Raw genomic sequence first — 24620 nt, 5'->3', positions numbered from 1 at the left:
TTAATATACGAAGCGACCTTTTTCGCTTTCAATAATCAATTCATTCTTATCCGCTTCTTCTACGAAGCCTACAATTTGTGCATCAATGTTGAAGCTTTTGGCAATCGCGATCACTTCTTCTGCATGTTCGGGCGACAGGTATATTTCCATGCGGTGTCCCATGTTGAACACTTTATACATTTCGCTCCAGTCGGTTCCGCTTTGTTCCTGAATGATACGGAAAAGGGGTGGGACAGGGAACAGGTTGTTCTTTGTCACACGCTTGTTTTCTACGAAATGCATTACTTTGGTTTGTGCACCGCCTGAGCAATGTACCATTCCGTGAATCTCAGAACGCAACTTGTCCAGTAACACTTTGATTACCGGAGCGTATGTGCGGGTGGGAGATAATACCAGTTTACCGGCATCGATACCCAGTTCTTCGATCTTGTCGGTCAGCTTCAGCCCGCCCGAATAAACTAATTCGTCGGGAACGGCAGAATCATAGCTTTCCGGATATTTCTCTGCCAGATATTTGGCAAATACGTCGTGACGGGCAGAGGTCAAACCGTTGCTGCCTGTTCCGCCGTTATATTCTTTTTCATAAGAGGCTTGTCCATAAGAGGCCATGCCGACAATGACGTCGCCACCCTTTATTCGGCTGTTGTCAACAACGTCTGCCCGTTTCATGCGGCAGGTCACGGTACTGTCTACAATGATTGTGCGAACCAGGTCGCCTACATCGGCAGTCTCGCCGCCGGTAGCATAGCAGCCAACGCCCATTTCACGCAATTCGGCCAACAGTTCGTCCGTGCCGTTGATGATTGCCGAGATAACTTCTCCGGGAATTAAGAGCTTGTTACGTCCGATGGTGGATGAAACAAGGATATTATCGACTGCGCCCACGCACAGCAGGTCGTCGATGTTCATGATCAGTGCATCCTGTGCAATACCTTTCCACACAGACAAGTCACCGGTTTCTTTCCAGTACATGTAAGCCAGGGATGATTTTGTTCCGGCTCCGTCAGCGTGCATAATGTTGCAATATTCAGGATCACCGCCTAATATATCGGGGATGATCTTACAAAATGCTTTAGGGAATATTCCCTTGTCGATGTTCTTTATTGCATTGTGAACATCTTCTTTTGAAGCGGATACACCGCGCAGGTTGTAACGTTGGTCACTCATTGTTTTTACGTATTTGGCCGCAAAGATACTATTTTTTTGTCTTACTTATCTAAGTTTTAGTACATCTCCTTCTTCAGGAATGTAATCTTTGTCTTTTTTATTTATCTTATACAGGCTCTTGATTTGTATTCCGTATTTCTGGGAGATACTATGCATAGATTCTCCGATCTGTACAACATGGTCGTAATAAGGCTTGTCGGCCTTCTTTTTCTTCTTTTCCAGATAGACGATATCGCCTTTCTGCAACGGGAAGTCTTCGGGTACTTCATTGAACTTCTTCAGGTCTTTGACCTTAAAGTCCAGGCTTTGTGCGATCCGGTCGAAGCTGTCGTTCTCCTTGGCATATACATACAACAGGCCGAATGTCCTGTATATGGTGTATCTCAGTTTAGGATATTTCTGTTTTTCTCTTTCTTTTTGTGATATTTTATGCCCTTTACCCGTGTCATAACGATAGAGTTCGTAATCTTCGATCACTTTGATTAATTTGTTGGCATAAGCGCGATCGGTAGCATAACCGCATTTTTGCAGACCTCTGGCCCAGCCTTTATAGTCTGTTATTTTCAGATCGAACAACCGTTCGTAGCGCGAACGTAGCAGGAACTTGGAATGGTCTTCGTATGAATCTTCCACCCGTTTGTATTTGCGAAAGCATTCGCCGCGCAGGTCGTCGTCATGGTAAACGCGTCCACCCCGCCAGTCGGAATGACATTTGATGCCGAAATGGTTGTTCGAACGCCGTGCCAGGTCGCTTTGTCCGGCTCCGGATTCGAGAAGCCCCTGTGCCAGTGTGATACTGGCGGGGATTTTATATTTCTTTTGGTGTTGTACGGCCAAGTCGCTATAGGTTTTTATATACTTTTCGTAGGAAGGTACTTTGCGCTGGGTAGCAGCTTCCGCGAATGTTGTAATAAAAAATAACAGGCAAAAAATCCGTATCGTTAATTTCATAAAATGAGTCCTCTAAAGTATTTATTTTCGCAAAGATAATGAAGCTGGGGATATATTACTTCAAAATAATCTATAAAATACTAGTCTATATCCGGTGGATTTTGGCCAGATAGTCAAAATGTTCCCCCTCTTTTATCATCTCCGCTTTAAACCCATTGTTGGCAGCATGAAGGCTGAGCGTTTGAAAATCTATGTACAGCCAGTCGAAGCTATCGCCTTTGATGTTTTTGTATTGCATACGGAAATCTACTTCGCCGTAATAATCGTCTTCAGGGTCGATATCGAGGTTTCCGTCTTCGTCTTCGAACAGGTAGCGCAGGTCTGAAGAGTCCATCAGAACGCATCCACCCGGAGCAAGCAGTCTTTTTATCGTTTGAAAGAAGATCGGAAGATTTGCGATCCTGCCGACAATTCCCGAACCGTTCATCAATAACAGGATCGTATCGAACGAACCGGTAAATTGTTGGCTGAAGAAGTTTTGCAGGGCAACGTCTTTCACACCTCTTTTCTGCATGGTTTCTATTGAAAGCGGGGATATGTCGATAGCTTTTACCTCTTTTCCCATTTCCTGCAGGGCTAGCGAGTGGCATCCGCTACCGGCTCCCACGTCCAGGATTTTACCCGTACTTATGCGGAGCGCTTCTCGCTCTGCCTCCGGCATTTCATCGAAGTTACGGAATAATTGTTTCACCGGAATCTCATCTTCATCGAACATAGAAGAGAATACACGGAGTTTAGTTGCTTTTCCGTTTGCATAATAATCGGCAATAGCCGCGCCCATCGGGTCTTTATCGGGTGTGAGTAAAGAGATTTGCATATCCTGAGATGGATTTATTTGTAATTTATCCGGCAAAGATACAAATTTACTATCTTTGTTTATCTAATAATTGATCCTATGAAAGAAATCAGACTGGAAACTAAGATCACTGTTTATCCCCTGAATGAAGTGCCGGATGAAGAACTACCTTTGGTTCATGCCGCATTGAAAGCGACGGAACAATCGTATGCGCCTTACTCCAAATTCCATGTCGGTGCCGCGGCTTTGCTGGCTGACGGTACGATTGTGACGGGAAGTAACCAGGAAAATGCCGCTTATCCTTCCGGATTGTGTGCCGAGCGGGTTACTTTATTCCATGCCGGACACCAGTATCCGGATATTCCGGTCGTTGCTCTGGCAATAGCTGCGGCAACGGGAGGGAAGCAGGTGGAAAGTATTTCGCCTTGCGGTGCTTGCCGGCAGGTATTGCTCGAAACGGAACAACGATATGGAAAACCTGTAAAAGTATTGCTTTGCGGGACGAAGGATGTGATGGTGGCCCCGAGTGCGGCTTCCCTTTTACCCCTTTGCTTTGGAAAGGATAATCTTTAGAAAAAAGAAACGGGGCAAGAAGTAATACTTCCTGCCCCGTTATATTTTAAATCAACTCTCTGATCAGATGCCCAGAGATACTTTGATCTGGTTGATCTTTTCTTCAGCCGCTTTTTCTGCTTCAGGCAGATCTTCCAGGCTTTTCACCTTAGAGTGAACTTCGCAGTAGAATTTGATCTTCGGCTCTGTTCCGGAAGGACGGATGGAAACTTTCGTGTTGTCTTCTGTGAAATATTGCAGCACATTGGAAGTTGTCGGCATATCCAAAGTGATTGTTTCCTTGTCAATATAGCTGTAACCTTTCAGTGAAGCGTAATCGTAGAACAAAGACACTTTAGAACCTGCAATTTCCTGCAACGGGTTTTCACGGAAGTTCTTCATCATTGCTTCGATTTCTTCAGCACCGCTCTTGCCTTTCTTTACAACAGAGATACCTTTTTCTTTTGAGAAACCGTATTGTACGTAGATGTTCTGTAATAATTGATACATTGTGATGCCCTGGTCTTTGGCCCATGCGGCAATTTCAGCCAGGATAGCACATGCAGAAACAGCATCTTTGTCGCGAACGAAGTCTTCACAAAGGAAACCGTAGCTTTCTTCACCGCCACCGATATAGTTCTTCTTGCCTTCGTTTTTCTTCATTACGTCGGCAATCCATTTGAAACCGGTGTAAACGTCGTATAATTCAACGCCGTTGCGTTCTGCTATTGTGCGGATCAGTTCGGTTGTAACAATTGTTTTTACAATGTATTCCTTGCCGTTTACTTTGCCTAGTTCTTTCCAGCGTGTGATTAGGTAATAAACGAACATCAGGGCTGTCTGGTTACCGTTCAGCAATACCCATTCGCCGTCATTATTCTTAACGGCAGCACCTACACGGTCGGCATCCGGGTCGGAAGCCAGTACCAGGTCGGCATCTGTTTCTTTTGCTTTTTCAACAGCCATTGCCAAAGCAGCCGGTTCTTCCGGGTTCGGAGAAATAACAGTAGGGAAATCACCGCTTACCACATCCTGTTCAGGAACATGGATTACGTTTGTGAATCCGAATGCTTTCAATGTATCCGGAATGATCTGTACACCTGTTCCGTGGATCGGAGTGTAAACGATCTTCATATCGTGATGACGTTTGATTGCTTCCGGTGAAAGGGAAATTGTAGTCAAAGCGTCGATATACAGATTATCTATTTCTTTACCGATAATTTCGATCAGTTCCTTATTGCCTTTGAATTTGATATCGCTGGCATTACGGATCTTGTTTACTTCGGCTATTGTGTTACGATCGTGCGGAGCGATCATCTGTGCGCCGTCGTCCCAGTAAGCTTTATAGCCGTTATATTCTTTCGGGTTGTGGGAAGCTGTCAGGATAATACCGCTCTGACATCCCAGTTTACGGATTGCAAAAGACATTTCCGGAGTCGGACGAAGATCTTCGAACATGTACACTTTGATACCGTTGGCAGAGAAGATATCAGCCGATATTTCGGCAAACTTGCGGCTGTTGTTACGGCAGTCATGGCCGATAACGACTTTGATCTGGTCAAGTCCTGAAAATTCTTTTTTCAGGTAGTTTGACAGTCCCTGAGTGGCAGCACCTACAGTATAGATGTTCATACGGTTGGTACCTACTCCCATAATACCTCTTAAGCCTCCAGTTCCGAATTCAAGGTCTTTGTAGAACGATTCGATCAGTTCTGTCGGGTCTTCGTTGTCCAGCAGAGCCTGAACTTGTGCTTTTGTTTCGGCATCATAACTTTTAGTAAGCCAGCTTTGCGCTTTGCTTCTTACCATTTCTAACAGTTCGTTGTTTTCCATACCCAAATATCTTGCATTTATTATATATGTTATTTCTTAAGTTATCGAGAAAACAAAGATACAAATTAATTGATTTAAACAATGGCTCGTGTCCTTATTTTCAAGAAAAAAGAAAAGTTCTTTTTTACCACGTAAACGGATATGTATAAGATGATTGATTTCCGCAGGCATCTGTTACATCCAGTTTCAATGTGTGTTTTCCTCTTGTCAGGCGCTCTTTGTCGAAGTGGTAAGTGATGACGGAACGGCTATTCATCTCAAAAAGAACGTATTGTCCGTCTATTTCTCCCCGATAGGTTTGTACGCCGCTCAGATTGTCGGATAGCCTGAACGAAATGGCTTGTTTACTAACCCATGTCGCCGGATTGAGAGGGGTAATGGTAGGAGGTACAATGTCTTGTCCGAGTGAGTAAGTTCCCAGTTCTTTGATGTCGGCATCGATCCATCCGTTGCGGTAAACTCCTCCTGTCCACGATCTGCGCCCGTTCAGTATGCGTACGACTCCATATTGTTGTTTGTTTTCAAGCGTATCGGTTTGTAACCGTAAGGATAACTTGGCCGATTTATGCAAGGCGACCGGTTTGTTGTGTAATGTATGTGTTGCTCCTAAAGCGGTGCTGTCTTCTTTGACCGTGTAACGGAAATACAGGTCGTCATAAAGATTTCCCTTGGGGATTGCCAGCCGGATTCCTTTAGCTCCGAAACGGTTGTCGCTCCACCAATGGAATAATTCCGTGTTGTCTGTATCAATTTCAGGAATGGGCTGTTCTTTCCCTTCTATCCGGATGGATAGTTGCGTCGTGTTGCCGAAGGCATCCGCCAGGCGGTAGGTCAGATGATAGGTGCGCGGTTCGTCGATTGTCAGGATTCCCCGTTTGACGCTTTCGATAAAGCGGAGACGGTTGCCCGGATCGACAAAGCTCTTTATATAGAACGAACGGTGCTCTTTCCATTCTTCAAAGTCGGTAAAACTGTTCAGGTACCGGGTTTCATCGAAGGCAAAACGATTCAGGTCGCTTCGGAAGATAACCTGGCTGTCGGCCATAAGTGTAATATCCCTGATACCATATATATTAGTGGTGTTGTCCATGTAATCGTATCCTTTTACGGCAAGGCCGATTTCACCCCATGCTTCGATTTTGCCGGTCAGTGTTTGTTTGCCGTTTTTTGCCATTACCGGTTTAAGTTCCAGTTTCCGCCGGCTACCGTTTACTACACCTTTTCCTGGCATAGGGTAGACCATGATTCCCTGTATTTGCGGAGGACGGGTGTCTTGTATTAAATTTTTATAATAATCGATCGGGTCCATCGGCTCTTCTGTTTCCGTGTCGCGTACTTCAAAGTGAAGATGCGGGCCGCCGGAGCTTCCTGTATTTCCACTCAAGGCAACTAGCTCACCCTCTTTTACTGGTAGTTCTTCCGGTGTGAGCGTCAGGTTTACATTGAAACTTTCCTGTTCGTATTGCTTTTCTTTGACGTAAGCCGCTATTTTGCCGGAGAATTTTTGCAAATGGCCATAAACGGTCGTCGTTCCGTCCGGATGGGTGATATATAAACCGTTTCCATATCCCCATGGGCTGACCGAGATACGCGAGACATATCCGTCTTGTACGGAATGGATCGGTTTCCCTTCTACGCCCTGTGTTTTGAAGTCTATTCCGGAATGGAAATGGTTGCTTCTCAGTTCTCCGAAATTCCCACTTAAAAGAATAGGAATATCCATTGGCTTTCTAAGTTGTTGAGCTTTCGCTGTGACGGTTGTAATTCCGGTTAAAAAGCAGAATCCTACCAATATATGATGTATCTTCATATCTTCTTTTTATTCAATCTTCGATAGGCAAAGATAGTAAAAAGTCGGTAATAAGGGGTAAATGATCGCTATAGCCTCCTTCATATTTGAAACCGTAGTAGGTGCGTGCCGGACGATTGCCGTGCCAGGTTTTGTCTTTGGTGAATAGAAATTCGGGAGTAAATATCCGGATACTTTCGGGGATGACGTACATACGTGATTCTTTATCGATCAGATTTCCGGAGACGATGATCTGGTCGAGCTGGCTCCATTCTCCCTGGTATTTATGAGTTCCCGGGAAATTTAGCGTATGGCGGTCTGCAAAAAGATTATAAAGGGAAGATGCGTCGGGGGCTGTGCTAACGGGGTGTGCGGATAGAATCCGGGTGATACTGCTGTTTTCGGGCGTATCGTTAAAGTCTCCCATGATAAGTAATTGCGGAGTCGCACGGATTTGCATCAGCGAATCGCAAAGGTTTCGCAAAGTACGGGCGGCATCAAAGCGGTCTGCTTCGCTTTCTTTTTCTCCACCGTAGCGGGAGGGAAGGTGACAGACGAAGATATCTAATGTATCCAAAGTCAAAACTTTTCCCCATACATGGAGGATATTGCGGGTGTGTTTATGTTGTTTGCGGGTAAAGATTACCGGATGCTCCTGATGTCCTATATATCCGAATTTATCCCGTTGGTAAAGGAGAGCCGTGTTGATACCTCTGGTGTCGGAGCCGTGTGTCATACAATAGTGATAATGTTGCATCTTTAGCGGTGTCCGGTTAAGAAGGTGAATCAACACAGAGTCGTTTTCCACTTCGCAGAGTCCGACCAAAGCGGGAGTGCTCCATTCGCCGGCAGCACTGATTACTTTGGCTATCTGTTGAAGTTTGTGATAATAACGTCCGCGTGTCCAGTGGCGATTTCCGGTTGGAAGGAAATCATTATCGTTTTTATCCGGATTATCGTTGGTGTCGAACAGGTTCTCGACATTATAGCTCATCACTCTGAAATCAAGCTGGGCACTTATGGGCAGCGTGATGAATGATAAAACATAAATAATGATAGTTAAGGTTTTGATCATATCTGATTGTTTTTATTTGTCTTCTTCTTCGTTGGGTACATATTCGTAAGCCCCGATATCGGGGCCGTCGTTTGTGAGGCGGTTAACGCCATAACGGTCGATAGGATACTTCTGTGTAACAAAGAGATCTGCTTTGCCGACACCGGGCGTTGTCTCTTTGTCGGGACGGAAATCATACATATATTTATTCTTATCTCCGCCTGTCATTCTGTATTCCATCTTTTTGTCCCCTTTTTTCGTGATAAAGATAATATCTTTGAACTTGTCATCTTTCTTTTCCTGCAATTTTATGACGCAGTGATTAAACAGGTAGTTCTGATTGCCACTTTGTAAAGAACTTTCAAGATCAATTTGCAGTTCGTCATCGTGGCCACCGTCAATTATGCAGTTATCAAAATAGGCTTGTTCCAGATTGTAAGATATTGAATTATTAGTAAAAGGATATTTATTAACTATATTCAGAGCAAGACTTTCTTCTCCATCCTGCGCAAGCGAATGGCGTTTCTTTAAGCTCATGTAGTTTGCAATCGTACAATGAGTAAAGTTGTATTTTCCACCGGCTAACAAAACAACGTCGACCGTTGCGTTTGAAAATTCAGTGTTCGTAGCCTCTATATTACAATTTATTGCTCTGAATGCGCTGCCGTCCATATTGGTAATCTGTGAATTGTTGATCTTCAGTTTTGACTTTTCCGGATCAGAAGGTTCACAATAAATGCCGTTGTTTCCGTTGCGTACTATTACATTATTAAATACATTGTCAAAACTTTCCTGTTTGAATATAATACCTTCCCATTGTCCGGGTGTCCGGTCGTAGGGTAACAGATCATTCAATATGAAATCAAGACGGTCGCCACGGAAAACGATCGGTTTATCCATCGTGCCATTGGCTATGATAGTTCCTTTTGAAATTATTTTAGCTTTGTCATGCATGTAGAAACCTGCTCCTTCTTCAATCTCTACGGTTACACCTTCGTCGATAGTCAGACTGTCATATATAAGGTAGGGACGTTCGGCAGTAAGTTTAGTATCTTCCGTCAATACTTTTCCCCCCTTGATCAGGTTGACATCCTGTCCGCATGCTTCCAGCAGAACGGATTGTTTTACTCCGTTAAAGAAGAATACAATCGAGTCCTGAACCAATAGCGGCTGATCTTTTCCGTTCGGATTGACAGTTACTTCTACAAAGATGTACAGACTGTCTTTGGCTGCTATCCGGACGTTATCGAAATTATCTCCTTTACGTCCGTCTACATTAATGCGGAACCCACTGGTAGCAGGTGATGCTTGAATAACTCTCTCAATGTTTAGTGGTTGGTCGTTTCTGTTGTAAACCATGAATTGTTTCGTTGCTGAACCAATAGTTGTGAAAACAGTATCGAATGATAATGTATCCGTAGAGAAACTCAACCGATGATTCGGATTGGTCGAATAGTTTTCGTCCAGCCCGTCGCATCCAGCCAACAGGTTGAGTAATATGGTAAATACTATGAGCAACGGCGCGGTAATCTTTTTCATTTTCTCTGAATGTTAAAATATATGCCTTTGTGTTCTTGTTTCTCAATAAACAAACTATTTATAAAGAAAGTTTTCAGGCATTAACATAAAAAAAGAGGAAAAACACGGTCAAAGTGTTAATCCTCTTTCTATAACGTGAAATATTAAAGTTTATTTTGCCGGGATGCTTTTTAATAATTCCAAAAGATGAGCCCACCATAAACCTACGGTCTTAATTTCGATACGTTCGTTCGGAGAGTGAACGTCTCTTAATGTCGGCCCGAAAGAAATCATATCCAGATTAGGATATTTTTCGAGGAATAAACCACATTCCAGTCCGGCGTGGATAGCCATGATCTTGGCATCCTTGTTGAATAGACGTTTGTAAGATTCCTGTGCTACTTTCAGAATTTTAGAATCCGGGTTCGGCGCCCATCCCGGATAGCCATCGCCATGAGTTACTTTAGCTCCTGCCAGCAGGAAAGTGGCAGCAACCTGGTTTGCAACTGCGATCTTGCATGATTCAATGGAACTGCGTTGGCTGGTTCCGACCACGATTGTGTTGCCTTCTTTCATTTTAACTGAAGCCAGATTAGTGGAGGTTTCCACCAATCCTTCGATATCGTGGCTCATACCGATCACACCGTGTGGGCAGGCATGCAGCGAGTAGATCAGTTTTTGAGTAATCTCAGTATCGATGCGTGTTGCAGGCTGATCGGCCGATTCCATTACCAACTGTACATTCGGATCTACATGTTTCAGCTCATTTTCAACGTCAGCAGCAAAATGATTCAGCATAACGCGTACTTTCTCTTTATCTTCCGGGTGCAAACCGACTACAGCATGTGCTTCGCGGGCAATCGCATTGCGCAGGTTTCCTCCGTCAATAGAACAAAGAGCAAAATCAAACTGCTGCTGCATTAAGAATAAGAAACGAACCAGTATCTTATTGGCATTACCCAGTCCTTTATGGATCTCGCCACCGGAGTGACCGCCATTCAGGCCTTTCACATCAATACGGAAATATTGCATGTTGGGGGAAGTGGCAAGCGGTTCATAATGGAAAACAGCTTGTGTATCTTTTCCACCGGCACAACCCATAAAGATTTCGCCTTCATCTTCGCTATCCAGGTTTAACAGGATTTCGCCTGTCATAAACCCTTTTTCAAGCGCTTTAGCTCCTGTCAGGCCTGTTTCTTCATCAACCGTAAACAGGCATTCTATCGGCCCGTGTTCGATATCATCGGAAGCCAGGATAGCGAGTTCGGCAGCTACACCGATACCATTGTCGGCACCGAGTGTTGTTCCGTTTGCACGCAACCAGTCACCGTCAACAATTGTTTCGATCGGATCGTTGTCAAAATCATGTGCAGTACCGTTATTTTTCTCGCAAACCATATCCATATGCGACTGAAGCACAACAACCGGGAGGTTTTCTTTTCCGGGCGTTGCAGGCTTCGACATCAGGATATTTCCTGCAGCATCTTTCTTTATAGCGATTTTATACTCTTTTGCGAACGTTTCCAGAAACTGGATCATTTTGCCTTCCTTCTTTGAAGGGCGGGGCACTTGTGTTACCTGGTGGAAGAACTTCCAAACGATTTCAGGCTTTAAGTCAGTAATCTTCATAATGTTACAATATATTATAGTTGTTACTATATAGTTAATAATGTGATCGTTTTCCGAGTTGTGTATGAAAAAAAGTAGAATTAAATACCAAAAAGATACTTTATAATCACTTAAACTCTTATATTTGCGTCCACAAATATAGAGAAAATGCTTACAACGATATTGCTTACGGTCATAATTCTTGTTATTTGTGTTGTGTTGCTTGCAATAAAAGTGATATTCAAGAAGGGAGGAAGATTCCCGAATACACATGTAGGAGGCAACAGAGCACTGGGTAAAAAAGGTATACATTGTGCCAAGACACAAGACCGCGAACAGGCGAAGCAAAAGAATCTATATGATAGAGTAAAAGAAATAGAAGAATAAAATAAGGATTTAATTTACACTTTATGAAGAACATTAACTACGTAATTAATGGTGTGCTCGCGGTGGCTGTCGTGATATTGTTCGTTATGCAATTCTCCGACAAGAAAGAATCAACAGTTACAAAAACATTTGCATCAGGAGAAGGTGATTCCATAAACTTACTTCCTATTGCTTATGTCAATGTAGATTCGCTTTTGCTTAATTATAACTACTTCAAGGACTTGAATGAACAGCTCCTGAAAAAAGAAGAAAATTCACGTGCTAATGTAACACAGCAGGCACGGACTTTACAGACCGAAGTACAGGAATTTTATCGTAAAATGGAAAATAACGCATTCCTTACTCGCGAAAGAGCTCAGCAGGAGCAGGAACGTCTGATGAAAAAAGAACAGGAATTAAAAGACTTGGATGCAAAACTGTCACAAGATTTGCTGATGGAACGTCAGAAGTTGAACGAACAACTGCGTGACACTGTAGTTTCTAAATTAAAAGTGTACAATAAAGAAAAAGGATATCAGGTGATTTTCAGCAATACAGCTGAAGATAATATTCTGTTAGCCGGTGACTCTTATGATATTACCAACGAGCTGATCGACTTATTGAATAAAAGCTATTCAACCGGAAAATAAGCAGTATCTAACGATATACAAAAAAGCCGTTGCAATATAATGCAACGGCTTTTTTTATGTCATTCTGTTTTTTTTATAGTTATGTAGAGAATAATACCCACTTAGGTGGGTAAAGTTCCCCACTACAATGGGATTATCTCCCCATATAGGTGGGTGAAATTCCCCACATTATAAAACAGAGTGGGGAAAAATGGAAGGGATTATTTTTGTTGCTTTCCGGAAACGAATGATGAATAGAGCTGCAGTACCGCTGCAATTGTCAGGCAGATAATCCACTCTTTCATATCTTTGAACATCAGACCGGATGCACAGATCATCAGGACGGAGGCAATCACGTTGAAACGGTGTAACCTGCGTTCGCGAAACTCCATATCTTTAGTGGAGAGAGTCAGGTGGCAGACTGCCATACCTGCCGCTCCAACGGCAAACAGATAAGGAGCCAAAAACCATTTGGTCAGGAATAGGATTGCACCTGCCAGTATCAGTAATCCGGCAATACTGAAAATGATTGTTCTTGCTTTTTGATTCATTATTTCTTTTTAATGATATAGACGTCTTCATTCGGCTTCTTCATGAAATACTCTTCACGGGCGAAGCGTTCCAGACCCTCTTTGTCGGTATGAAGATCGTTCAGTTTCTTACTGTTTATCTCGATTTCTTTCTGATAATGTTTGATCTCTTTTTCCAGGCTGCGTATCTTTTCATCGTACGTATAGCGTTTATACAAGTTGCTGTCGCCCACTGTGAAAGTAAGGATCAAGAATCCGATGATAACCAGCCAGTAGGCGTTTATCCTGGAAAGATACTTGTTGTAAAAGTCTTTTATGCGTGACATGGAACTTCGTTTTTGCAAAGGTAAATGAATTATTTTGTATATCTTTGTGTTGTCAAAAAAAAAGCAAAGAATGGACAATTATATTGTATCGGCAAGAAAATACCGCCCCTCTACTTTCCGTAGTGTCGTAGGGCAAAAGTCTCTTACCACTACACTAAAAAATGCAATACAAAGTAACAAGCTCGCCCATGCCTATCTGTTTTGCGGACCGCGTGGTGTCGGAAAAACTTCGTGTGCACGAATCTTTGCGAAGACGATCAACTGTCTGACTCCGACAGCCGATGGAGAAGCCTGCAACGAGTGCGAATCCTGTCAGGCTTTCAACGAACAACGTTCCTATAACATTCATGAACTGGATGCAGCCTCCAACAACTCGGTAGACGATATCCGTTCGCTGATCGATCAGGTGCGTATTCCGCCGGCTATCGGTAAATATAAAGTATTCATCATCGATGAGGTGCACATGTTGAGTTCGGCCGCTTTCAATGCGTTCCTGAAAACGCTGGAAGAACCGCCTCACCATGCCTTGTTTATTTTGGCAACTACCGAGAAACATAAAGTTCTTCCGACTATTCTGTCGCGTTGCCAGATATATGATTTTTCCCGCATATCGATTGCCGATATGGTGGAACATCTGGAATATGTCGCTTCCCGGGAGAATGTAACGGCAGAACCGGAAGCATTGAACGTTATTGCCCAGAAAGCTGATGGCGGTATGCGCGATGCTTTGTCTATTTTTGACCAGGTGGTCAGCTTTACCAATGGTAATATCACTTATCAGGCTGTAATCGATAACCTGAATGTACTGGACTATGAATATTATTTCCGCCTGACAGATTCGATCTTGGCCGGAAATGTTCGTTCGTCTATCCTGACGCTGAATGAAATATTGAGCAAAGGGTTCGATGGGCAGAATATCATTACCGGTCTGGCAGCTCATTTCCGTGACCTGCTGGTCTGCAAGGATGAAGCTACGCTAATTTTGTTTGAGGTGGGCGCTTCCATCCGTGAGCGTTATAAAGAGATGGCAAAACGTTGTCCGGATCAATTGCTGTTTAAGGCGATCGAATTGGCTAATACTTGTGATCTGAACTATCGGGCCAGTCGTAACAAACGGCTGCTGCTTGAATTGACCCTTATCCAGCTATGCCAGCTTAGTAATGCCGGGCAAGCGGTAGATGATAAAAAAAAAGGACTGATTGAACCTATCGCTTCCGGCTCTCCGGGACAAGCTGTTAGTCAAGGTGCGCAGCCTGTTAATCAGGGACAACCTGCCCGTCAGCCGGTTCAACCCGGTCAGCCTTATCCGCAACAACCGGTTAATCAGGGTAACGATAATGGCCGTGTGATAGCAACAAACATGCCTTCTTCGGCAACCGTCATTCCACAGAGCCCTTCGGCTGCACCGCCTAAAAAAGTGAATCGTCCTCCTCATTTGGGGACATCGTTGAAGGAGATCGGTGTGGAAAAACCTAAAAATCAAACAGTACAACAAAATACGCAGGCTGTTCAGGAAGTGGTAACACCTTTCGGTGAGGACGAGTTGGTTCGTGTTTGGGATGCTTATGCCGCAAGTATAGATAAGAAGGTGTATCTGAAAAATACGATGATAAATTGCAAGCCGGTTTTGCAGGAAAATTACTTTTTCGAGGTGGGTGTGCATAATCCGGGACAGCAGGATGAGTTAAGTAACGGCTGTGTCGATCTACTTAACTATTTGCGTGTACAGCTTAAAAATACACGGATTCAGATGCGTGTCCGTATCATTGAGGCAAACGAAAAACATCTGGCTTATACTTCTACTGAGAAGTTTGAACATTTGCTCAGTGTCAATCCTGTTCTGGGAAAACTGAAAGATGAATTTAACCTGACGTTGGATTGATCCCGTTTGTTATATCATTTTTTATCTGTTTAGACGAATCTTATAACGTTTTTGATCAGGCTTATTCGCTAAATGTTTGTAATTTAGCGGATAAGTAAACTGGTTATGATTATGAGAATAAAGAATTGGCTCCTGTTTCTGATGATACCTGTGATTGGAACAGGGTGTGCAACGATGGATCCGGCATCACGAACGATTGTTGGTTCGCAGGTTGGGATGTTGGCCGGAACGGTTACCGGTGCAGTAATCGGACACTCTATTGGTGGATATCGGGGTGAAGCGATCGGCTCTTTTGTCGGTTCCGTCGGAGGAACGGTTGTTGGTGCTGCTGCGGCCTCTTCTCAAAACCAGCGTAATAACGGTTATACCCAAAGGAATGAGGGAAGGATTTACCAAAGTTCTTACGTTGTGATTGAAGATATATACCTGGAAGACCGTAACGGCAATCAGATGATCGATGCCGGAGAGACCTGTCGTATCTCCTTCATTATACGTAATGATGGTCAGAAAACAGTTTATAGTATTGAACCTGTCGTAAAGGCTGAAAGTGGAACTAAATATCTGAAATTATCGAATCCGGCCATAATCCGTGAGATCCGTCCGAACGGGCGTGTAAGTTATACTATAACCGTTTATGCCGGGCCAAAATTGAAAAGTGGAGAGGCTGCCTTCTCCATCCGTCTCAAGGATTCAAACGGCTATTTGACAGAAAAGGAAACTTTCAGGGTTCCGACACGGGCAAGTTATAAATGAAAAGAGCGATACCACGATATACTTTCTATAAAAATAAGTATGGCAGCGAGCTGTTAGTCGATGTCGTTGACTTGAAAAGTATCAAAAAGTATTTGGAAAAGACCCCGGTGCATACATTGACTTATTATGATATCACATTTATAACTGAAGGCACCGGAAGTTTTTCTATCGATAATCAAGTCTATAAAGCCTGCCCCGGTGATGTGATCTTTTCAAAACCCGGTGAAATACGTACTTGGGATAAGGATGGTATAACCAATGGATATGCACTTATTTTTGAAGAAGAATTTTTATCCTCATTCTTTAAGGATGATCAGTTTGTCCGGCACCTTTCTTTTTTTGATTCCGGAAAGACTGCATCCAGGTTACATCCGGCAGACTTCCTTTTCATACGACTTCTGCAGCAGATACACAATATAAAGGAAGAAATCAGTCTCTATGGACGACATGGAGATCATATACTTAGAGCACAACTATATGAAATACTGATGCTTCTCGACAGAGTCTATACGGAGGACGGTATACCATTTGCATCTCCCAAAGAAGGGCGAAGTCTCCATATCGATAATTTTGTCTACTGGGTGGATACGTCTTTTAAAGAACAACATGCCGTGGCTTATTATGCGGATAAGTTATGTCTCACTCCGAATTATCTGAATGAGCTTGTGACATTATCCATGCAGATAAGTGCCAAACAGTATATTTGTAACAAAATAATAGGAGAGGCCAAACGATTGTTGACCTATACCGACTTACCCGTTTCTGAGATCGCAGCAATACTAACCTATGAAACTGTATCTTATTTTATTCGCTTTTTCCGGATGCATACCGGACAAACCCCTTTGGCATACCGGAAAGCTCATAAACCGTAAAAAGTGATATTTCTCCCATTCTTTTTATTCTGTCCCCGGTCAGGCTTTTCCTTATCTTCGCCGATGTAAATATATAATAATTCAATTATGAGAGATTCAGCGAAGACAATAGGAAATATTGTCGATAAACAAACTGTAGCTTTCCTCGGCTCGATCGACCAGGAAGGGTTTCCGAATATTAAAGCTATGCTGCAACCCCGTAATCGGGAAGGTATCCGTACGTTTTATTTTAGCACTAACACCTCTTCGATGCGGGTTGCACAGTTCAAGGAGAATAACCGTGCTTGTGTTTACTTTTGTGACAGGCGATTTTTCAAAGGTGTAATGCTGAAAGGTACTATCGAAGTCCTGACTGATCCTGCCAGTAAAGAAATGATATGGATGCCCGGAGATACAATGTATTATAAAGAAGGGGTTACTGATCCGGATTATTGTGTGCTGAGGTTCACAGCCTTTTCGGGAAGGTTCTATAGCGGATTTAAGTCTGAAGATTTTAGTGTTGAATAATGCCGGTTTCCTCCTTAAGAAGCTTCAGCTTCCTAGGGAGGAAATTGGGAAGAGATAAATATCATGTGTTATTATGCAATAGTTCGCTTTTTCTTCCACTATAAGTTAGTGTTAACTTATGCATTGCTCTTGTTGTCGCCACGTAAAGCATGCTTCTGTCGATTTCTGAATGATAGTTTTTATTATCGGTTTGAGGTATGATTACTTCATCAAACTCTAACCCTTTGGCCATGTGGGCTGAGGTTATGATAATACCTTTTACAAATGCTGTACTTTGGTTTGATAAGAAATAAACTTCGTCCGTATATTTTTTCAGTTGCAGGTCTGTCTCTTTTGCCTGTAGTTCTGTTTTACAAACGATCCCCAGCGATTTATAGCCGGACTTTTTGAAAGTCGAAATTAAATTGGCAATCCCGGCAACCTCTTTTTCAGGATTGGTAAACCTGTATATTTCCGGTTTCTCCCCATGTCGTTCCACCGGTTCCAGTTCATCGTTTGAACGGATTCGCTGGGCGAAATCCGTGATTTCATAAGTAGAACGATAGCTTTTACAAAGTTTCATCACTTCTCCTGTAACGAATGTTTTCGAGATCATCCCGGCTGTGGATGATCCGTAAGGATTGACAGACTGACTAGCATCTCCTAATACTGTTTTTCGACAAGGGTAGAGCTTTGAGATCACTTTATATTGGATGGGAGAATAATCCTGCATCTCATCGATCAGCAGATGCTTTACCGGAGATTGAATGGTATTCCCTTCCAGAGAGAGATGTAAATATGCCAATGGTGCCAGGTCAGTGTATTCAAGCATACGGTTTTTGCGTAGCTTCAATAACTCCGGTTTGCCGATCCAATCGAAGAAGTCTTTATAAACTTGCATATCGTTATTCCCGGCAAACATCTTTTTTATTCCCTTTTTCAATGTGTTGCGTTCGGCTGTTGTTGCGGTAAACCCATATTGGACTTTCATCATTTCGAGTATGTAATCGGTCATTGTCTCGAAACGCTGGCGCATGGGATAACGGTTGAATCGTCTGAACTGTTCATCGATAAATTCGGCGGGAATGATGATATGCTTATTCAAATGTACATCCGATGCTTTGAAATAATTATTCTCGATATATAGGACGAACTTATCGAGCTGTGAAATGAAATCAAGAGAAGACTTATATTGTATCCTCTCGATGAATTCCGGGGTTGGCTTGCCTAGTAATTCGGTTACCTGTCCGAAGAAATTCTGATAATTGTACTTGTTATCCAATATGCCTGAAAGTATTTGTTCCATACTGGTTTCCGGGACGGTTTCTTCTCCCAGTTCAGGAAGTACGTTCGATATATAATCTGCGAAAACCTTGTTAGGAGATATGATCAGTATGTCTTTTGATGAAATGCTACCTTTAAAGGCGTAAAGCAGATAGGCGATACGATGCAAGGCTATTGAAGTTTTACCCGATCCGGCAACACCTTGTATGATAAGTACATGTGCATCTTCGTTACGGATAATCCGGTTTTGTTCGTGCTGAATGGTGGCAACGATGTTTTTCATCTTTTCGTCGGCATTGGCACTGAGTTCCTTTTGCAGGATATCATCATGGACGGTCAGGGAACTTTCTATCATATATTCCATTTTACCATTCCTGATGCGGTATTGCCGTTTCAGGGAAATCTCCCCTTTTATCTCTCCGGCCGGAGAGATATAGGAAGCTGCTCCTAATTCATGATCGTAGAACATTCCTGAAATAGGAGCTCTCCAATCGTAAATCAGATTCATTTTGGTATTGATATCATAGAAAGTATGTATTCCTATATATATAGGTAAGGGACTATTCTTTTCTTCTTTTGTCTCTGAAAAATCTATTCGCCCGAAATAAGGGATATTCAGTATCTTACTTAACCGTTTGCGTTTATCTATGACCTTTTCGCCCAGTGCAAAATGATTGAGGATACTTTCACGCATGGAGCGGATCTCGTGCGGGTCGATATCTTTGTTTGACCATATATAGCTTTTGTACTCTTGTAATGTTTCGACATGTTCCCTGACTGATGTATCGGTATTATTGATCGAATCTTTTAGAATACTAACCACTTGATGTAAATACTCTTTTTCCTGTTTTTCCGTTTGATTAAATACCATCATGCAATACTTATTGTTAAGTCGGCAAAGTTACTTGGGTATTCTGACGTAATAAATAGCTATTTATAGCCATATTTCTGCTCGTTTTTGTATTTTCGTAATCCAAAAATCAATCAAAATGGATATTATAGCACTCTCAGAACATAATCAGCAACTTGCTTGGAATATATTGAAGAATACCCGTATCATTCCGGTTTGGGAAGGTATTGGAGCCAGGGTTAATATTGTAGGTTCACTCAAGACTGGCCTGATGATGAAAAATAAAGATATTGACATGCATATTTATACAGATAAGCTGGCTATAGCCGATAGCTTTTCTGTGATGAGCGAACTGGCGGAGAAACTTTCTTTGAAGGAGATTCAATATAAGAACCTGATCGATACGGAGGAGGAATGTATTGAATGGCATGCTTTGTATGAAGATGAAGGGAGTAACCGATGGAAGTTTGATATGATCCATCTTCGAAGTGGCTCAAAGTATGACGGTGTGGTGGAGAAGGTAACGGAGGCTATTATTCGTTGTTTGACTCCCGAAATCAAGAGAACGATTCTTCAAATCAAGTATGATATGCCGGATAATATAAATATCCCGGGTATAGAAATCTATCATGCAGTCTTTACCGGAGGAGTGCAAAACTATGAGGAGCTTATGCAATACCGCATTGGTAATCCTTTGAAAAATAGTCTGGAGTGGACTCCCTGATAACTGAATTTATTTAATAAAAAGTGTATGAATATAAAAAATACAAGGCCTACCTTATTTGAGAAGTCTGCATGTAATATATGGACTGATCCTTATATACAACAACAAATGCTGAAGGCACATCTGGATCAAAGTACGGATGGAGCAAGCCGGAAAATGGATTCTATTTATAAAGTGGTCGATTATATAAAAGGTATTGTTTGTCCGGGTACTCATATACTCGATTTGGGGTGTGGCCCCGGATTGTATGCCGGAATACTCCGGGATGCCGGATATCAAATAACGGGTATTGACTTTAATAAGGCATCAATAGACTACGCAGTCAGTTGCAGTAAGGATATAAACTATATTCAGGGTGATTATATCCGGGAATATCCGGAAGGTCATTTTGATGCAGTAATGATGATTTATTGTGATATGGGAACGCATTCCGATCAGGAACGCGATGTATTACTGGATAAAATCTATCACTCTTTGGTTGACGGAGGTAAACTGATCTTTGATGTCTTTACCGAAAAACTGATAGAAGACAGAACCGAAAATCAACATTGGGAATATGTTTCATCCGGTGGTTTCTGGAGTGAAAGCGACTATCTTTTGTTAAGTCAGACTTTTCATTATCCGGAAGAAAAGTGTTTCGCCTGTCAGTATAATTTGTTGACGGATAATGAAACGAAACATATTATCGTATGGGATCGGTATTATGGAGAAGGGGAAATATGCGAATTGTTGGGGAAGATCGGCTTTAAAGATATAAAGATATCAACAGGTGTATTAGGTGATAATGATTTCACTTCCAGTAATGAAATGTTTGTTATTGCGGAGAAATGACAGTGAAAGCAGGTATCGTATTGCACACCTGGGCGATATGATACCTTTAACGTTTGGCGCTGAAAGGAGAGAAGCGATAGGTTCTTTTAATGATGTTATTCTTCTTTATTCTTTAGTTGCTTCCATTTCTCCTGGATATTTTCTTCCCCGTCAAAATAGTTGACTTGAGTGTCTTTATTGAATATCTCATATGACGGAACAAGAAATATTTTGTTTGAGTCCGGATATTCGCAGACATCATATCCGATGAAAGTTCTTATATCCAGGTATATGCAAGGAGCTTCCGTGTGATTATACAATTGGTGTGCTCCTGTTTCCCCTTTCTCAAAGAATATCAAGTCTCCGCTATTGACTATTTCCAATCCTTTGGGTGTTCTTAGTGTTGCCGAACCGCTAATGATCATAAATAGCTCTTCTGCATATCGGTGGAAATGATAAGCTGCGCAATATTGGCCAGGATTTAGTTGCCGCAGATCAAAATTCAGATTTTGAGGGTTTATTCCTTTTTTGATCCTGGAGATATCTGAGAAAACTCTGAAGTTGTCAATCTTGTTGGGATTTTCTTTAAATTCTCTCTCGTTTGATTTTAATACTGTCGCCATAATTTTTTAATTAAAAGGTTTATTATTACTATCTGATATTGATTTGTTTCTTCAAAAGAATACTCTACAATATTAGTGATTTATTGAATATCTTTGTCACAAATCAGATGAGTATAAGTATGAGAGAAAGTAAAATCTTATATCCCTCGCCATTACTTTCCCAATATATTAAATATTATTGGGTACTAAAGACTGATGAAACAGAACCAATGGTTATTCAAACGATTCCATCGGGATGTGTGCATCTTGTTTTTCATCGAGGTAATAACTTACATATCCAATCAAAAGGTCTACTACAACCTAAGAATTTTATTCGGGGGCAGTTCTCATGCTATGGAAGCTTGGTTTCAGAGGGTAGTATCGATATGATTGCTATTATATTTCATCCGTTAGGTATGAATCCTTTTTTACGATGCTCTATGAACGATCTGTATAACCGTTACATAGATGTGGAAGACATAGAGGATGTAGAATTGAATCACCTTAGAGACTCTATTATAAGTGAAAGAAATGCTCAAACCTGCATTCGGTTGATCGAGCTCTTTTGCATGAAGCGCTTGATTGATGCTGACCATAATTATAAAAGGATAGAAAATTCAATCAGGCAAATTATTCGGCATCCACAAATAGATGTGGATACTTTGGCGGGAAATGCCTGTTTGGGATATAGACAGTTTAAAAGAGTGTTTACAAATTATGTAGGAATGAATCCCAAAGAATATTACAGAGTTGTCCGTTTCCAACGGATCTTATATGTATTGCAGAATAATCCCGAAATGGAGATCGTTGATTTATCGTACATTTGTGGCTTTTATGATCCTTCTCATTTAGTAAAAGATTTTAGAGAGTTCTCTGGCTGTACGCCAACTCAATATCTTTCTTCCCGCTCTCCCTATTCTACGTTCTTTTCTGAAGATTGCAGGCTGAATATTATTAAATATCATTGATTGGTATAGCCGTTATCAAACAAAGTCAGTTTTTTACAAGTAGAAGATTCGTAAAGAATTTATTTTTGTGGAAGTATTTAAAACTATATGTTATGCACGGAAATAATTTTATTCATATAACTGACGGTATTGCAAAAGTTCTTGAAACAGAAGAGAGTTTATTAAATGGTTTATCTGTGGAAGTCATTACGCAGAGACGAAACAGGCAGAATCGTACAATCAAACAAATACTCGGTCATTTGATTGATTCGGCTTCAAATAATCATCAACGAATGGTTCGTTTACAATATAGTAAAGACTTGCTTTTCTTTCCGGATTATCGGCAGGATAATGACTTATGGATAGCTCTACAAGATTATCAAAATGCGGATTGGGTAAATTTGATCCAGTTATGGAAGTTTTATAACCTACATATTGTTCAGGTGATTAAATCTGTGGATATAACAAAGCTGGATAGTTACTGGTGCGATTTTGAAGGGACAAAAGTGACACTGAAAGAAATGATAGAAGGTTATTTGGATCATTTGCATCTCCACATTCAAGAAATTCATGAATTACTGGATTGATAATCCTATTTTCTATACTTTTGCATAGTATCAACTAACGAAAGTATTCACCTCTTATGAAACTCTGTATATAGCTACTCTCCTCTGGATAGTCCTGCGAATAAAGCTATTCAGCTATCTGACAAATAACGATTTATTTGCCACAGAGATTTTATATCCTTTTTTATCAATTTTCGTGATAGCAGACTACTCTGATGTAGTATGTACGGTTTGCTATCCTTTTAAAAAGATATTATGATGACAAAAATATATCCACGTACAGGAGACAAGCAAACGGTGTATCTGAACGCCGTAGTGAAAGATCCTCAAATAGAGATTGGCGACTATACTATTTACAATGATTTTGTGACTGATCCATTGTTATTTGAAAAGAACAATGTGCTTTATCATTATCCTATCCACCGGGAGAGGCTGATTATAGGCAAGTTCTGCTCTATCGCTTGTGGTGTGAAGTTTCTGTTTAATTGTGCTAACCATACGTTGAAGTCTTTATCGACTTATACTTTTCCTTTGTTCTATGAAGAGTGGGATTTAGAAAAATCAAATGTTACTGCTGCATGGGATAATAAAGGAGATATTGTCATAGGTAATGATGTTTGGATTGGCTATGAAGCTGTGATTATGGCGGGAGTCCATATAGGAGACGGAGCGGTTATTGCTGCACGTGCTGTTGTGGCAAAAGATGTTCCACCTTATACTATCGTTGGTGGAACTCCGGCCAAAGAAATTCGGAAACGTTTTGAAGCAGATGTGATAGAGCGATTATCAATGCTGAAATGGTGGGATTGGCCTATTGACAAAATACGCCGGTGTTTGCCATATATGACAAAAGGTGATCTGGATGGCTTACTGGCAGAAATCGGCTCCGGGATAGAACCCCAATAAATTTATCTCTATTATGTAGACAGATATAGATTGAAAAATGTAATTTTACCGATATAACAAAAGAGAGTATATCGTTACTTCGAATATTAAAACAAAGAAGATATGGATTTTTTAGAGCTTACCAAGAAACGCTTTTCAGTAAGGAATTATAAATCAGATAAGGTCGAGCAGGATAAGATTGACTATATCATTGAGTGTGCCCGATTAGCACCTTCTGCAGTAAATTATCAACCGTGGCATTTCTTGGTTGTAATAAGTGAAGAACAGAAACAGAAGGTGCGTCAATGCTATAATAGAGACTGGTTTGCAAAAGCGCCTCTCTATATAGCTGTATGTGTAGATGAATCTGAAGCATGGGTACGGAAATCAGATAATAAAAATCATGCTGATATTGATGCTGCTATCGCTACAGAACATATTTGCCTTGCTGCTACAGAGATGGGATTAGGCAGTTGTTGGGTATGTAATTTCGATTTGGATTTATTCAGATCCAATTTTCAGTTGCCATCTGAAAAATATCCGGTAGCTATTATATCACTGGGTTATATCGAGAAGCAGCCAGAGCATTTCTCTACCCGAAAAGAGAAAGCTGAGATAGTAACGATTTTATAAATATCTATGCTTGAAAGTTTTCAATTTATAGTGGGAGCAGATTGAGTTAAACAAAAAAGCAGTTACTTTTAAAGTAACTGCTTGATTTTCTGTGGTGCCACCAGCAAGAGAACTATTATGTTTTCTCTATTGATTATCACCGTTTTATAGTTTCTTCCATTTGGAAATCCACATGATTTAGTACACGATTATGTTTTATCATTTTGC

Annotated in this window: 25 protein-coding genes; 13 read left to right on the top strand and 12 right to left on the bottom strand. The window is 41.5% G+C overall.

Annotation, left to right across the window (positions count from 1 at the left end):
- The 3 genes from HMPREF1536_RS03845 to HMPREF1536_RS03835 all read right to left on the bottom strand — a co-directional run bounded on the left by HMPREF1536_RS03845 (window position 1) and on the right by HMPREF1536_RS03835 (window position 2935).
- Window positions 1-1167 carry an AIR synthase related protein gene (locus tag HMPREF1536_RS03845; RefSeq protein ID WP_028727029.1) on the bottom strand — a complete coding sequence of 389 codons (1167 nt, stop codon included), beginning with the start codon at window positions 1165-1167 and terminating at the stop codon, window positions 1-3.
- Between the two features lie 45 nt (window positions 1168-1212).
- Window positions 1213-2118, bottom strand: coding sequence for a glucosaminidase domain-containing protein (locus tag HMPREF1536_RS03840; protein WP_028727030.1), 906 nt, complete (start codon window positions 2116-2118; stop codon window positions 1213-1215).
- An 85-nt stretch (window positions 2119-2203) separates the two neighbouring features.
- Window positions 2204-2935: a class I SAM-dependent methyltransferase gene (locus tag HMPREF1536_RS03835; RefSeq protein WP_028727031.1), complete on the bottom strand. Its 732-nt coding sequence runs from the start codon at window positions 2933-2935 to the stop codon at window positions 2204-2206.
- Between the two features lie 78 nt (window positions 2936-3013).
- Here HMPREF1536_RS03835 and HMPREF1536_RS03830 point away from each other — a divergent pair, with 78 nt between their 5' ends.
- Window positions 3014-3487 carry a cytidine deaminase gene (locus tag HMPREF1536_RS03830; protein WP_028727032.1) on the top strand — a complete coding sequence of 158 codons (474 nt, stop codon included), beginning with the start codon at window positions 3014-3016 and terminating at the stop codon, window positions 3485-3487.
- 63 nt (window positions 3488-3550) lie between these two features.
- Here the strand turns inward: HMPREF1536_RS03830 and HMPREF1536_RS03825 are convergent, their stop codons facing one another.
- The 5 genes from HMPREF1536_RS03825 to HMPREF1536_RS03805 all read right to left on the bottom strand — a co-directional run bounded on the left by HMPREF1536_RS03825 (window position 3551) and on the right by HMPREF1536_RS03805 (window position 11289).
- Window positions 3551-5299 (bottom strand): phospho-sugar mutase, encoded by a 1749-nt coding sequence (locus HMPREF1536_RS03825; RefSeq protein WP_028727033.1) that lies wholly within the window; start codon window positions 5297-5299, stop codon window positions 3551-3553.
- 124 nt (window positions 5300-5423) lie between these two features.
- Window positions 5424-7109, bottom strand: coding sequence for a M23 family metallopeptidase (locus HMPREF1536_RS03820; RefSeq protein WP_028727034.1), 1686 nt, complete (start codon window positions 7107-7109; stop codon window positions 5424-5426).
- A gap of 13 nt (window positions 7110-7122) precedes the next feature.
- Window positions 7123-8163 (bottom strand): endonuclease/exonuclease/phosphatase family protein, encoded by a 1041-nt coding sequence (locus HMPREF1536_RS03815; RefSeq protein WP_028727035.1) that lies wholly within the window; start codon window positions 8161-8163, stop codon window positions 7123-7125.
- A gap of 12 nt (window positions 8164-8175) precedes the next feature.
- Entirely contained in the window at window positions 8176-9681 is a 1506-nt protein-coding gene (locus tag HMPREF1536_RS03810; RefSeq protein ID WP_028727036.1) for a hypothetical protein, read from the bottom strand.
- A 150-nt stretch (window positions 9682-9831) separates the two neighbouring features.
- Entirely contained in the window at window positions 9832-11289 is a 1458-nt protein-coding gene (locus HMPREF1536_RS03805; RefSeq protein ID WP_028727037.1) for an aminoacyl-histidine dipeptidase, read from the bottom strand.
- Between the two features lie 147 nt (window positions 11290-11436).
- On the opposite strand from HMPREF1536_RS03805, the gene HMPREF1536_RS03800 reads away from it, so the two are divergent.
- On the top strand, window positions 11437-11655 hold the full coding sequence (locus tag HMPREF1536_RS03800) for a hypothetical protein (RefSeq protein WP_028727038.1): 219 nt from the start codon (window positions 11437-11439) through the stop codon (window positions 11653-11655).
- A 23-nt stretch (window positions 11656-11678) separates the two neighbouring features.
- On the top strand, window positions 11679-12284 hold the full coding sequence (locus tag HMPREF1536_RS03795; protein ID WP_028727039.1) for an OmpH/Skp family outer membrane protein: 606 nt from the start codon (window positions 11679-11681) through the stop codon (window positions 12282-12284).
- Window positions 12285-12484: 200 nt separating this feature from the next.
- Here HMPREF1536_RS03795 and HMPREF1536_RS03790 read toward each other — a convergent pair whose 3' ends face one another.
- Both HMPREF1536_RS03790 and HMPREF1536_RS03785 read right to left on the bottom strand, forming a co-directional pair.
- On the bottom strand, window positions 12485-12814 hold the full coding sequence (locus tag HMPREF1536_RS03790) for a hypothetical protein (RefSeq protein ID WP_028727040.1): 330 nt from the start codon (window positions 12812-12814) through the stop codon (window positions 12485-12487).
- Complete coding sequence (locus HMPREF1536_RS03785) at window positions 12814-13119, bottom strand: FtsB family cell division protein (protein WP_028727041.1); 306 nt, start codon at window positions 13117-13119, stop codon at window positions 12814-12816. The genes HMPREF1536_RS03790 and HMPREF1536_RS03785 overlap by 1 nt, the downstream gene beginning before the upstream one ends.
- Window positions 13120-13189: 70 nt before the next feature.
- Between HMPREF1536_RS03785 and HMPREF1536_RS03780 the strand changes: the two genes are divergently transcribed.
- From HMPREF1536_RS03780 to HMPREF1536_RS03765, 4 genes are all read left to right on the top strand, one after another.
- Entirely contained in the window at window positions 13190-15001 is a 1812-nt protein-coding gene (locus HMPREF1536_RS03780; protein WP_028727042.1) for a DNA polymerase III subunit gamma/tau, read from the top strand.
- Window positions 15002-15112: 111 nt separating this feature from the next.
- A complete protein-coding gene (locus tag HMPREF1536_RS03775; protein WP_028727043.1) occupies window positions 15113-15754 on the top strand; it encodes a COG1361 family protein in 642 nt (213 codons plus the stop codon).
- Window positions 15751-16626 (top strand): helix-turn-helix domain-containing protein, encoded by an 876-nt coding sequence (locus tag HMPREF1536_RS03770; RefSeq protein ID WP_028727044.1) that lies wholly within the window; start codon window positions 15751-15753, stop codon window positions 16624-16626. Before HMPREF1536_RS03775 ends, HMPREF1536_RS03770 begins: the two co-directional genes overlap by 4 nt.
- 87 nt (window positions 16627-16713) lie before the next feature.
- Window positions 16714-17133, top strand: coding sequence for a pyridoxamine 5'-phosphate oxidase family protein (locus HMPREF1536_RS03765; RefSeq protein WP_028727045.1), 420 nt, complete (start codon window positions 16714-16716; stop codon window positions 17131-17133).
- A gap of 61 nt (window positions 17134-17194) precedes the next feature.
- On the opposite strand, the gene HMPREF1536_RS03760 is transcribed toward HMPREF1536_RS03765, so the two are convergent.
- Window positions 17195-19267, bottom strand: a complete 2073-nt coding sequence (locus HMPREF1536_RS03760) for a HelD family protein (RefSeq protein WP_028727046.1) — start codon at window positions 19265-19267, stop codon at window positions 17195-17197.
- Window positions 19268-19385: 118 nt separating this feature from the next.
- Between HMPREF1536_RS03760 and HMPREF1536_RS03755 the strand changes: the two genes are divergently transcribed.
- Window positions 19386-19970 carry a hypothetical protein gene (locus HMPREF1536_RS03755; protein WP_028727047.1) on the top strand — a complete coding sequence of 195 codons (585 nt, stop codon included), beginning with the start codon at window positions 19386-19388 and terminating at the stop codon, window positions 19968-19970.
- Between the two features lie 27 nt (window positions 19971-19997).
- A complete protein-coding gene (locus tag HMPREF1536_RS03750; protein WP_028727048.1) occupies window positions 19998-20801 on the top strand; it encodes a class I SAM-dependent methyltransferase in 804 nt (267 codons plus the stop codon).
- Window positions 20802-20896: 95 nt separating this feature from the next.
- On the opposite strand, the gene HMPREF1536_RS03745 is transcribed toward HMPREF1536_RS03750, so the two are convergent.
- The gene (locus HMPREF1536_RS03745) at window positions 20897-21403 is read right to left on the bottom strand and encodes a cupin domain-containing protein (protein WP_028727049.1); all 507 of its coding nucleotides are present in this window, start codon (window positions 21401-21403) and stop codon (window positions 20897-20899) included.
- A gap of 119 nt (window positions 21404-21522) precedes the next feature.
- On the opposite strand from HMPREF1536_RS03745, the gene HMPREF1536_RS03740 reads away from it, so the two are divergent.
- The 4 genes from HMPREF1536_RS03740 (at window position 21523) to HMPREF1536_RS03725 (ending at window position 24413) form a co-directional block, all read left to right on the top strand.
- Window positions 21523-22350: a helix-turn-helix domain-containing protein gene (locus tag HMPREF1536_RS03740; protein ID WP_028727050.1), complete on the top strand. Its 828-nt coding sequence runs from the start codon at window positions 21523-21525 to the stop codon at window positions 22348-22350.
- Window positions 22351-22442: 92 nt separating this feature from the next.
- Window positions 22443-22916, top strand: a complete 474-nt coding sequence (locus HMPREF1536_RS03735; RefSeq protein WP_028727051.1) for a DinB family protein — start codon at window positions 22443-22445, stop codon at window positions 22914-22916.
- A gap of 234 nt (window positions 22917-23150) precedes the next feature.
- Complete coding sequence (locus tag HMPREF1536_RS03730) at window positions 23151-23801, top strand: CatB-related O-acetyltransferase (RefSeq protein ID WP_028727052.1); 651 nt, start codon at window positions 23151-23153, stop codon at window positions 23799-23801.
- A gap of 102 nt (window positions 23802-23903) precedes the next feature.
- Window positions 23904-24413: a nitroreductase family protein gene (locus HMPREF1536_RS03725; protein WP_028727053.1), complete on the top strand. Its 510-nt coding sequence runs from the start codon at window positions 23904-23906 to the stop codon at window positions 24411-24413.
- The last annotated feature ends 207 nt before the right edge of the window (window positions 24414-24620 follow it).

It is taken from the genome of Parabacteroides gordonii MS-1 = DSM 23371, from assembly GCF_000969825.1.
GTDB lineage: Bacteria > Bacteroidota > Bacteroidia > Bacteroidales > Tannerellaceae > Parabacteroides > Parabacteroides gordonii.
The sequence above is the reverse complement of the archived record's forward strand: the minus strand, read 5'-3'. Positions and strand labels throughout refer to the sequence as shown.